Source organism: Limnothrix sp. FACHB-881 (assembly GCF_014698135.1).
Classification (GTDB): domain Bacteria; phylum Cyanobacteriota; class Cyanobacteriia; order CACIAM-69d; family CACIAM-69d; genus CACIAM-69d.
Window position 1 is genome coordinate 132751 of the sequence record NZ_JACJSN010000010.1, and the last position, 11964, is coordinate 144714.

At 53.2% G+C, this 11964-nt stretch carries 6 protein-coding genes; 3 read left to right on the top strand and 3 right to left on the bottom strand.

What is annotated here, in order from left to right; translation table 11 throughout:
• Positions 1-53: 53 nt before the first annotated feature.
• The 3 genes from H6G52_RS11375 to psb32 form a co-directional block, all read right to left on the bottom strand.
• Positions 54-1085, bottom strand: a complete 1032-nt coding sequence (locus tag H6G52_RS11375; protein ID WP_099535008.1) for a long-chain acyl-[acyl-carrier-protein] reductase — start codon at positions 1083-1085, stop codon at positions 54-56.
• A gap of 381 nt (positions 1086-1466) precedes the next feature.
• On the bottom strand, positions 1467-2168 hold the full coding sequence (locus H6G52_RS11380) for an aldehyde oxygenase (deformylating) (RefSeq protein ID WP_099534994.1): 702 nt from the start codon (positions 2166-2168) through the stop codon (positions 1467-1469).
• Positions 2169-2808: 640 nt separating this feature from the next.
• Positions 2809-3537, bottom strand: coding sequence for a photosystem II repair protein Psb32 (psb32, locus tag H6G52_RS11385; protein ID WP_190528364.1), 729 nt, complete (start codon positions 3535-3537; stop codon positions 2809-2811).
• Positions 3538-3892: 355 nt separating this feature from the next.
• Here psb32 and H6G52_RS11390 point away from each other — a divergent pair, with 355 nt between their 5' ends.
• From H6G52_RS11390 to H6G52_RS11400, 3 genes are all read left to right on the top strand, one after another.
• The gene (locus tag H6G52_RS11390; protein ID WP_099534996.1) at positions 3893-4630 is read left to right on the top strand and encodes a DUF554 domain-containing protein; all 738 of its coding nucleotides are present in this window, start codon (positions 3893-3895) and stop codon (positions 4628-4630) included.
• A gap of 777 nt (positions 4631-5407) precedes the next feature.
• Positions 5408-9187 (top strand): GAF domain-containing protein, encoded by a 3780-nt coding sequence (locus tag H6G52_RS11395; RefSeq protein WP_190528366.1) that lies wholly within the window; start codon positions 5408-5410, stop codon positions 9185-9187.
• 666 nt (positions 9188-9853) lie between these two features.
• On the top strand, positions 9854-11818 hold the full coding sequence (locus tag H6G52_RS11400) for a GAF domain-containing protein (protein ID WP_190528368.1): 1965 nt from the start codon (positions 9854-9856) through the stop codon (positions 11816-11818).
• The last annotated feature ends 146 nt before the right edge of the window (positions 11819-11964 follow it).

Below are 11964 nucleotides of genomic sequence, written 5' to 3' on the forward strand. Positions count from 1 at the left end.
TTCGGCAGGGGCCCCGGTGGGCAACGGGGCCCCAAAGCTGGCGCATGGGGTCTTTAGCCGACAGGATCGAGCAACAAGGGTTTGAAACCGTGCTTAATCGAGGCTTCTCCAATTTGCAGCATCTTCTCGATCGTGATTTGGTTGCGGTTCCACGAAAAGTTCGTGTACCACTTCTCAAATTCCAACAGCATTGATTCTCCAAAGCAGGCAAAGATATGGCGCTTTGGATTCACCATCCCGATCGCCCGCATGATCCGCGAGTCAATGTCCAGGGTGTGCTCCACAATACCACCGCTCAACACATGCACACCCGGCGCTTGGATTTTGGTGCCCATGTTTTTCGGATAGCCACCATCGATGATCAGGCAAGGCTTTTTCAGCATTGTCGGATCAATTTCCACCCCCTTGGGCATACTGGCCACCCAAACGATAATGTCCGCTAGGGGCAAAGATTCTTCCAAGGACAGGATTTTGCCGCGTCCCAGATCATCCCGCAGCGCTTGCAGGCGATCTTCCTGGCGTGCAATCAACAGCAAATCTTGGATATTTGTGCGGGCATTGAGCCACTGACAAACGGCGCTGCCAATATCACCCGTGGCTCCGCAAACGGCCACGGTCGCTCGGGACAGTTCCAGATTCAACCGCTTGGCCATCTCTTCCACTTGGCGGCAGATGATGTAAGCCGTGTGGGTGTTGCCGGTGGTGAAGCGAGCAAAGTCTAGCTCTACATTCCGCACCAAACGGGTTTGAGACAAATTGAAATTTTCAAACACGATCGAGGAAAAGCCCCCCAGCGCCGTCACCGACAACCCCAGCTTTTGGGCATGGGCCATCGCGTTCAGCACCTTGCGCACAGCGGTTTTCCCGCGATTGCTGGTGAGCATTTCCGGCAAAAATCCCGAGTCAATATACTGACCTTCGATTTCTTGTCCAGTGGCGCTCTTCACCCGCACGGTATCGACCGCTTGGGGCGGCGCACTGCACCAAAACTCCAAATCCCGATCGGCACATTCGGGAAGACCCAACTCGCGCGCGATTTCGTGCGTTCTTTCTAAGCTGGGGGAGTGACCGATAAGACCAAACATCTCTTTGCTAAACGGGTTGAAGGGGGATAAGGAAACGAAGGGAACGAACAGGGAAGCGCAGGAATCCAACCCATTGCACAAGCCCGTCACAGAGTGATCAAAGCAGCGGTTTGGGCCAGAATCAGCCGCTTTGGCTACTGATTTGGCCTTTTACTGGTTCTGCCCTTTTGCAAGCCCTGTCAGGACGGGCCGGGCTGGGGTGACTGCGTTCAAGAACATGACCCCGATCGCCAAATCATCACGATCGAGGTCGGAGACTGCACAGCAACAGTCTTGGAAAATCATGGCCCCAAGCTGGGCGCAAATCTACAGCGATCGGGCGGCGGGAATTGGGCTGGGGGGCCCAGCGTGAACTGGAACCCCCCAAGCCTGCCCTTCGCCTTAGGCGGCAGCGGCTGCCAAGCCGGCCGTCAGCATTCGCAGGGTTTCACGGGTGGTGAAGCCAATGTTTTGCAGCGCTTCTTGGTAGGCGATCGTGAAGTCTTCCATCAAGGCTTCCTTCTCCATACCCAGCACCAGTGCGTCAGCGGCCACTTCGTCCAACATGCGCCAGACGATCGCCAGGTTTTCGCGATTGGCACGCTCTAGCTCATCCTTAGCGCTTTCAAAGTTCGCCTTAAGCCATTGCTCGCCAAAGTTCAGGTGCAGATATTCATCCTTGACCACGTTTTCCGTGATTTTGCGAGCAAAGTCATCGGCGTGGGGGATGTAGACGTTGTAAGCCGAGATCGCAAAGGCTTCGATGATCAGCGCTTGGATCAACAGGCAGGTGACGATGTTGCCACCGGCCGCCGCCACTTGGAAGTTGCCGTGCAAATCCGAAAAGAACTTCTTGGCGAAGTCCATGTCGGGAGTCACGTTCAGGTTTTTGCCGCAGGCGGTGAAGCCTTTTTTGTGGCGGGCCTCCATCTTGGCCAGGTCAGCCAATTCTTCGGCATGGGTGGGCATCAGCTCGGCTAGACGCACGTAGTTGCTGGCGGCTTCGTCTTCGCCCTCAATCACGATCGCATTGATGCGGCTGTAGGCATCTTTGTAGGTTTCACTTTGGTAGTCGATCGCAGCGGGTGCCTCGAGTTGCGGCATAGGTAGTTTTTCTCCTCGTGGGTAACGGTCGGAAAACGTTGACTGAGATCGGGTTGCTCATCACTGGAGGGCTGCACTGAGAGCTGCAACACCTACGCGCGGCTGCTTTCCGGCGCTGTCCCGAACAAATATTTGAAATTCTATCACCCTAGCCATAGGTTCCCAGGGGGGGAGAGCAGTCAGGATGGGGGGTAATCAGCGATTGAATTGGGCAAGCATCTGGCCCAGGGCAGGAGCCGATCGAGCCGGTCTGTGTTGATTCGGGCTGATGGCGGGCTATGGGTCAGTGCCCCTTGAATTGGTCAGGAAGCGTCCTAGAACTGAGCCTAAAGATGAGCAGAACTAACCGGAAGGAATTACTACTATCAAGAGTGTTAATGGTTTTATTAATTGTGCCCGTAATTGTGCCTGAATTTCGGCGAAATTGGTCTTGATTCAGGGAAGGGCCAGAAATTTTTGCCCTTCCCATTAGACCGCCCCAGGCCAGCCCCCGCAACGCGAGATGACTTGAAAGACGACCATAGCCAAGGTTATGGCTTTTGCCATGGCCCCAGAGAATCTGGCAACTCGGAAGCACTCAGCCAACCTCAGGTCTAGGTCTGAAGACATCTCCGCCAGCGCAGGCCCAAAAATATCGGACTCAGCGCACGTAGGCGAAGTAGGTGACCATGGGGATCACGGTGGCCAAAATTAACAGCACCACGACCAGGATCGTGGAGCCATTGCGATCGGTCTCTTCAGCTTTTTTGAAGGTGCTTTCTACGGAAATTTTGCTGACGACAACCGGCGGGCCGGGATCCGGTTCGCCAGCCAAAACCACTGCCAGCCGATCTTTAGCTGCGATGAACGCTTCGTTGTAGTTGCCATCGCGGATTGGTACCAGCAGGGTTTCTTGGGCCACGCTGGTGGCAATGTCGGCGGTGAGGGTTGCTTGGGCGCTGCTGCCCACCTCGATCGCCGCATCGTTGGTGACCGCATCAAACACCATCAACACTTGGTTGGCTTGGTCTTCGGCTTCCGGAAACCAGGTTTCAAAAAGTTCTTGGGCAAAGCTATCGATCGTTTCGCCATAGTCCAAGCGGCGGAACGTCACAAACCGAACTTCTGACCCCGTGGACTGGGCCACATCGCGCAGGGACTTCTCAAGACTGCCTTTGGTGAGGCGGCTGAACAAATCGGCACGATCGAGCACCCAAGTTTGCGGGTCAAAGGTCGGCATGTCATACACCCCCGTGGCGGCGGCGGGCGCGCTGGCACTAAACCAAAGGCCAACGGTGGCCACCAACGCCAGGGTCAGGGCCCACAAACGGCGGCCCAAGGGGGGCTGTGAGTGACGGGGTGGGGGATTAAAGGAGCTGAGTGGGGTCATGGATGATCAGAATTTATGACAAAGATTGGCAGCGTTGATAGTTGGCTCCCTGGCCCATTTTAAAAGCCGGTGTTTCCGCTGGCGCGGCCAAATTGCTCGCAACTCATTCAAATGATTCAGAAATTGAATTCAGGGGATTCAGAAACTTGATTTAGAAACAAATTCGAAAGCTGGTCTCTTGACTGGCGCGGCCCAATGGCTCCCCAGCAAATCCTAAGCATGATCCCAATCAGCCCACCAATCAGCCCCTTGCGATCGCCTGAAATGGCCCTACGCTGGTCGATTGTGTTGCGCGATCGCGGCGTTCGCGCCCCCGTCTTCTCAACCTGCTCGCTTAACCTTCCCCGATCGCCCCATGGCCCCCTTTAATCCCCTCAGCGGAACCATCATCAACATTGCCACCATCTTGGTTGGCAGCGGCCTGGGTTTGCTACTGCGCAACTACTGGTCTGCCAACATGCTGCAAATCGTCACCCAAGGCGTGGCGCTAATTGTGATTTTGGTGGGGTTGCAAATGGCCCAAAGCCTGAGCCGGCTTCAGGGCATTGCGATCGATGGGATTGTGTTGGGGCTGGTGGCGCTGGTGGTGGGTGGCCTGGTGGGAGAAGCCTTGGCGATCGAACGCCGCTTGCAACAGTGGGGCGACTGGCTCAAGAGCAAAGTCAAGGGCGACGGTCAATTCACCGAAGGCTTTGTGGCCGCCAGTTTGTTGTTCTGCGTGGGGCCCATGGCCCTGGTGGGCTGTCTGAACAACGGTCTCACGGGCGACGATCGAATCTTGATTCTCAAGGCCTCCATGGACGGCCTGGCGGCGATCGCCCTGGCCGGTAGCTCCGGGTTGGGGGTGGCCTTTTCAGTGTTGCCCCTGGGGATCTATCAAGGGGCCCTGTCCCTGGCGGCGGGCTTGCTGACCCAATTTGTGCCCAACCCAGCCACCGATCCCCAGGTGTTGGCCCTCACTGGTGTGGGCGGCTTGGCCATTGTGGCGATCGGGTTGAACCTATTGGCGGTGACTCAAATTCGGGTCGGTTCGTTTTTGCCAGCCCTGGCGATCGCTCCGGCTATGTATGCTCTGCTCCGGGCGATTGGCTAACCGACCTGAAAACAGTCATAGCAGGGGCTGGGAAATGCTTGTCAATCATGCTTTCAAAATGAGCCTTCCAGGGCTGGGCTATTTTGGTGGCATCAGCGATTCCTGAGAGGTATCAATACTCGCCGTCAGCGGCAGCCAGAACCAGGAATAGAAATCAGACAGCCTATAATTTCAGCTTTTTTCAAGTATTTCAACTTTTTTTAAGTTCTAATTGTTTTAAACAAGCATTTTTGAAAATTCATAACATCTTCGCCACGGTAGACAATGCCTTTTCGCCCTGTTAGCCTAGAAATTAGGGATTATTAAAAATATTGGGACTGGGTGATTCGTTTCACCCATTAAGTTTCATTCATTAAGTTTTTTGTGATCAGGACTTTCAAAACCCTGATCGTGGGAATTAATCAAGAAAGATTTTGCAGCATCGGTCTCTCAGTCATGACCATGTTCTTCAGAATTAAATTTTTAACGAATATTCAAGAAAACCATACTTGTGTAAATTAATACCTGATTTAGCCCTGATTCTCTCTTGTTCCCGGATCATCACCCATCAAAATTCATCTATCCTAGAAGTAAGGAGAACGAACCCTGAGGGCAGCAAATGGCAAATTAGGGCTGGCTGTGCACAGTTTTAACCCTTTTTTCAATTTTTCCACGTCTTTTGGAATTTCATTATGCTCGCCTGATTCGGTTGGGGTGAGAAGATTTTTCTCTGTGTATCTTTTGCCAACCTCAGCGCAATCAACTCGCTCTCCCTAAATTACCGCGCTATCTTGATCCATGAGCCAACTACGCCTCAATACCGCCGTCATTCCGCCGATGCAATCACCGACAAAAGTTTTATTAATTGGGGCCTCTAAGAGCGAAGTAAAAGTTTATACCAGTTATTTGCAAGCGATCTTGCAGAGTGATTTCCATCGGCAATATGAAATTTTGGTTCCGCCGAGTCGGGAACAGGGTGTTGAGTGGTGGCGATCGCACCGGCCCGATGTGGTGCTGTTAGACTTGATCGATCGCACGGGCATTCACGTGCTCGAAAGTCTCCACGAGGGCATCAAACGTCAATTGCCACTGCCAGTGATTGTGTTGATTCAAGCCCACCAAGAATCCTTGGCGGAACAGGCCCTGAAACTGGGGGCCATGGATTATTTAGTTAAAGAGCATTTAACCGGTTTGGCCCTCCGCAAAACAGTGGCCGCCGTGCTGTTGCATCGCAGTTTGGTTAAACAGGCGATCGAACAAAAAATTGAGCCAGAACCCAAGCCAGATCCTGAACTTTCTCAGCCACCAATTGCTCAATATGCTCAACAAGCTCAGTCTTTGATCGCTTCCTGCTCTGCATCTTCTGAATTATGCGCCGGGTCATATTCCCATCTCTCTCTTGATCTGCGCGACCAACAACACCTAAACGCAATTTTGAAGCAGCAATTAGCCGCCATTGAATGCGCCAAAGATGGGATCGCTATCCTCAAAGAAGATACTTACGTTTACCTCAACCAATCCCATTTGGAAATGTTTGGGTATGATAGCCCAGAGCAGCTCTTGGGAAAGTCTTGGCGCAGTCTCTATAGCGAGGCAGAATTAGACCGCTTTAAACGAGACATTTTTCCAATTTTGATCCGCGATCGGGCTTGGCAAGGGGAAGCTATTGCCAAGCGGTCTGATGGGAGTAGCTTTGATGAGGGCTTATCCCTCACCGTCACAGACGATGGATTATTAATTTGCGTTTGTCGTGATATCAGCGCCCAAAAACAGGCCGAGCGTGCGTGTCACGCCTCCCAACAACTCCTGCAAGGGATTTTGGATACGGTTCCAATTGCTGTTTTTTGGAAAGATCAGCGCCTGAAATATCAAGGCATTAATAACTACAGCGCCACAACCATTGGTCTAAGTTCTGCCGAGGAATTAATTGGAGTCGGAGACGATCAACTACCTTGGGATCCAGAAACCCTGGCACGGATCCAAGAAGAAGATCGACAAGTTTTGCGATCGGGAAGAGCTACCCTCCGCTGCGAACGGGAATATGGCTTAGTTGATGGCTCGACGATTTGGTTAGAAACCAACAAAATTCCGCTCAAAGATGCTCATGGCCGAACTTTTGGAATTTTGGGAACAGCTCAGGAAATTACGAGACGCAAACAGGCCGAGGCTACCTTAAAAAAACAAGCCGAAAGTGAGCATTTAGCGCTCATGATTGCTGAACGAATTCGGCAATCTTTGAATTTACAAACTATTTTTGATGTGGCTTGCAATGAAATTCGAGCCGTGCTGCAAGCCGATCGAGTTGGAATTTTTCAGTTTTATCCCCAAACAGACTACGACGATGGTTGCTTCGTGGCCGAATCGGTGATTCCGCCCTATTCTTCTGCCCTCAGTCTTCGTATTCATGACCATTGTTTTGGGGATAACTATTCCCAGCTTTATGCCAATGGTCGCTATTTTGTGGTGGATGACATTTACAACAACGGTCTCACCAAATGCCACAGCGATATTCTGGCCCAATTTGAAGTGCGGGCTAATTTGGTGATGCCGCTGCTTTGTGGTTCAGAACTGTGGGGTTTACTGTGCATTCATCAGTGCGATCGCCCGCGCCACTGGTTGCCGGATGAGGTGGAATTGGCCCACCGGCTTGCTAATCAATTGGCGATCGCAATTCAACAATCCAGTCTCTATTACCAAGTGCAGCAAGAACTGGAAGTGCGTCAACAGGCCGAATTACGCATCAGCCGCCAGTTACAGGAACAAACTGTTCTGGCACAAATTACCGAACGCATTCGGCAATCCTTAGATTTGCACCAAATCTTAAACACCGTCACCCAGCAGGTGCAAGCGGTGATGCAGTGCGATCGGGTGATTGTGTTTCAACTGTTTGATGATGGCCGCAGCGCGATCGTCGAAGAAGCCGTCCTTGAAGGATTAGTTCACCTCAAGGATCGCCATTGGGAAGATGAAGTTTGGTCTTCGGAAATTTTGGAGTGGTATTGGCAAGGCAAGGCCAGAATTGTGGCCGACGTGATGGACGATCGCTGGACTGATTGTCTGCGGGAATATTCCCAAGAGGGCCAAATTCAATCCAAAATTGTGGCTCCGATTTTGCAGGAAGCCTTTGCCCACGAAGATCACCGCTGGGTTGCCCCTGCCGCACCCAACAAACTCTGGGGTGTTTTGGTGGTTCATGCTTGCCATGAAAAGCGGGTTTGGCAAGAATCTGAGGCTCAGTTGCTGCAACAAATTGCTAACCAGTTGGCGATCGCCATTCAGCAAGCCACCTTGGTCGATCGACTGAAACAGGAACTGACCCAACGGCAAGCCGCCCAAGCACAACTGACCGAGCGCAACCAACAGCTTGCCCTCAACAACGAAGAATTGGCCCGCGCCACCCGCCTCAAGGATGAATTCTTGGCCAATATGAGCCATGAATTACGAACCCCGCTCAATGCCATTTTGGGCATTGTGGAAGGGCTGCAAGAGAATGTGTTTGGCCCCGTTTCCGAGCAACAAATCAAAGTGCTGCAAATTATTGAACGCAGCGGCAATCATTTGTTGTCCCTGATTAACGACATTTTAGATTTGGCCAAAATCGAAGCGGGGCGAGTGGAATTGGCCTACAACGATGTGGAAGTGCGCCCCCTTTGCGATTCCAGTTTGGCCTTTGTGAAACAACAGGCCTTGGAAAAACGAATTCGCCTGAGCACCAAATTGCCCCGGGATTTTCCGCCCATTCGCATTGATGAACGGCGGGTGAGACAAGTGTTGATCAACCTGTTAAATAATGCGGTGAAGTTCACCTCAGAAGGTGGCTCCATTTTGCTGGAGGTGGGCTATGCCAACCTGGACGGCTCGATCGACCAGCCCGACCCCAACAGCCAAAACCTTTACGAAGCCCTCCGGTTCAGCGTCACCGACACCGGCATCGGCATCAGCGAAGAAAACCTGAAACGACTCTTCCAGCCCTTCATTCAGGTGGATAGTGCCTTGAACCGTCAATACGAAGGAACCGGCTTGGGTCTGGCCCTGGTGAAGCGGATTGTGAACCTCCATGGGGGCATGGTGAACGTCACCAGCACCCTGGGCCAGGGCAGTTGTTTTTCCTTTACGTTGCCCCTCACGCAGGCCGTGTCAGTGGCAGCGGTCAGCGGCCAAGGGGCTGAGGTAACGGAAACCACATCGCTGCTGGATGGGCCCGAATCCGCGCCCCTGATTTTGTTGGTGGAAGACAACGAGGCGAACATCGTCACCGTGTCGTCCTATTTGGATACGAAGGGCTATCGGCTGTTGGTGGCTCGGGACGGAGCCGCCGCCGTGACCTTGGCTACCCTGGAGCGGCCCGACTTGATTTTGATGGATATCCAGATGCCTGGGGTGGATGGCATTGAAGCGATGCGGCAAATTCGCAACGATGAGGAACTGGCGGACGTGCCGATTATTGCGCTCACGGCCCTGACCATGCCGGGCGATCGGGAGCGTTGCTTGCAAGCGGGGGCCAACGATTACCTCAGCAAGCCCATGCGCCTGAAGCAACTGATGGAATTAATCCAAAAATGGTTACTCAATCGCTAGGGTTTGCCCAAATTTGTTAGGCGATCGCTCGCTAACCAAGCCGAATTAGGTCGTTTTCGTAACTAATTTGTCATGAAAACCCTTCACATTCGGGAATTTCGCGTTTTTGGGAGCTTATTCCCGAGTTTTTCGCCTTTAGCCGCTACCGTAGGCCCCCATCAGGGCAATCCCGACCCTTAGTTCGCAGTTCGCAAACAACACGATTTGCGAGCGATCGCCACGTGGCCGCTTGCACCCCTCAAGACCCGCACCCACATCTCTCTCCCCCATCAGGCTGGCTGACTGACAAAATTGTCAAAACTGCTCAACTGGTAGGTTGGCTTGAGGCCCGTGGCTTGCTTTCCGCAGGGTCATCCAACAACCACAAAGATTGCAAAAATTGCATGGATTGCGTTGGATTTTGCAAAGCTCAACCCAACCTACTGCTAGGGCAAATTGAGTATCAATGCCGACTTTTGAAATTCGGTTTTTGAGCCATCCTGCAACAGGATTCAAACCCCGATTAAGCACAAGAATGCCCGAGGCGATTCACTGGTTTTTTGGGTGTTTTTGTAGATGGCATTTTCGTGAATAGCGTTTTCGTGAATAGCGTTTTCGTGAATAGCGTTTTCGTGAATACAGATTTTCATTAGCACTCTGACCGAAACTCCACCGAATTTAATCCCTATGAGCTTTGCGAATCCTGCAATCCACTCTCCTTTGATGGCTCCCGATCGCGCGACCTACTCTTGCTTGAGCGATCGCAATGCGCAGATGGTGATCACAGCCTTAAGCCAGTGGGCCTTGCTTGAAAATCAGCTCGATCGCCTGTTTGAGCGGGCCGTGCAGGCGGTGACAGAGGTGCTGAAAGTCTCCTACAGCAGCATTTGGCGTGTGTTGTCCGATCGCCAATCCCTGCGGCGCGTGGCCACCATTCCCGCCGCCGCCAACGAACCCACGGAAGTGACCGTGGCTAACGTGCCCCTGGTGCAGTCGCTCTTCAGTGTGGAATCGCAGTTGCTGGCGGCGAATGTGCCCTTGGGTCACGATTTACAGAACTTTCCCCTTCCCTTGCCCGCCAACAGCCAAAGCGGTTTGCTGCTGGGCGTGGTGGGCCGCGATCAACTGCTGGGGCTGCTGGAAATTCATCACGAACAGCCCCGATCGTTCTCGGAAGATGACGTTTACTTCCTGCAAGCCGTGACCAATGTGCTGGCGGGGGCGATCGAGCGGCGGCGATCGGAAGCCTTGATTGACACCCAAAGCCGCGTTCTCGGCTCGATCGCCCAAGGAGCCAAGCTGCAATTCGTTTTTAATCAACTCTGTGAACTGCTAGAGCAGGAACTTCCCGGAGCCTATTGCTCAATTTTGGTGTTAGATCCCGAGCAAAAATGCCTGCGTGCCGGGGCTGCCCCCAGCCTGCCCAGCGAATTTGCCCGAGGGGTTGATGGGCTGATGATTGGCGAATGTGCCGGATCCTGCGGCACGGCGGCCTATCGCGGTGAGCCGGTCTTTGCCACGGACATTGCCACCAATCCCCTTTGGTCATCCTTTCGAGACTTTGCCCTCAGCCACGGCATCCGCGCCTGCTGGTCGTCGCCCTTTTTGGCCGCCAACGGCGAGGTGTTGGGAACCTTTGCCCTGTCGCACCGGTTTCCCTGCCAGCCCACGGCCTACCACCGAGAGGTGATCAACACCGCCGCCAGCCTGGCCAGCATTGCCATGGAAGCCCACCGCCGGGCCGAAGCCTTGCAAGCCGCCAATCTCTCCTTGGAACAAAAGGTGGAAGAACGCACCGCCAAGCTTCAAGACACCCTTCAACGATTGCGCCAGGCCCAAGCCCAATTAATCCAAGCGGAAAAGATGTCGAGCTTGGGGCAAATGGTGGCCGGAATTGCCCACGAAATTAACAACCCCACGGCTTTCATTGCGGGTAATTTGTACCACATGGAAACCTATTTCCAGGATTTGGTGAGCATTATTCAGGCCTATCAAGCGGAATATCCCAATCTTTCGCCGGCCATGCGCGATCGCCTGGCAGAATTGGATTTCGACTTCCTCATTGCCGATTTACCGCAAGTGCTCGGCTCCTTACAATCCGGTTGCCAACGAATCACCAATATTGTGTTGGGGCTGCGGAATTTTTCCCGCTTGGATGAGTCCAGTATGAAGGCGGTGGATTTGCATGAAGGGCTGGACAACACATTGATGATTTTGAATCACCGATTGATTGACCAGGGCGATCGCCCGGCGATTCAAGTGACCAAGGACTATGGCCCTTTGCCTCCGGTCACTTGCCATGCCAATCAGCTCAATCAGGTGTTTATGAATCTGTTGAGCAATGCGATCGATGCCTTGGCCGATCGCTGGGCCCAGGAAGGAGCCGGATTTGCGCCCCAATTGCGCATCGCCACGCGCCTCAGCCAGCCCGATCGGGTGCAAATTTCCATCCAGGACAACGGCTTGGGCATTCCCGAAGCGCTGCGATCGAAGATTTTTGAGCCGTTTTACACCACTAAGCCGATCGGCCAGGGCACGGGGCTGGGTTTGGCCATCAGCTACCAAATTGTGCAGGAACAGCACCAAGGATCGCTCGGTTGCCATTCAACGGCCCAGGAGGGAACCACGTTCACCGTGGAAATTCCGATCTAGGCTCACGGGTTGCGGTGCAAGGTGGAGCCTGTGAGAGCTAATTTATAAAGAGAAGCTAAAGCCGACTTGGTAGCTCTAAATCCGGTTTTAGGCTAGACCTAACCGAAGCATCACCCAGCTCATGAGTCGTCTCCCGGTCATTGCCA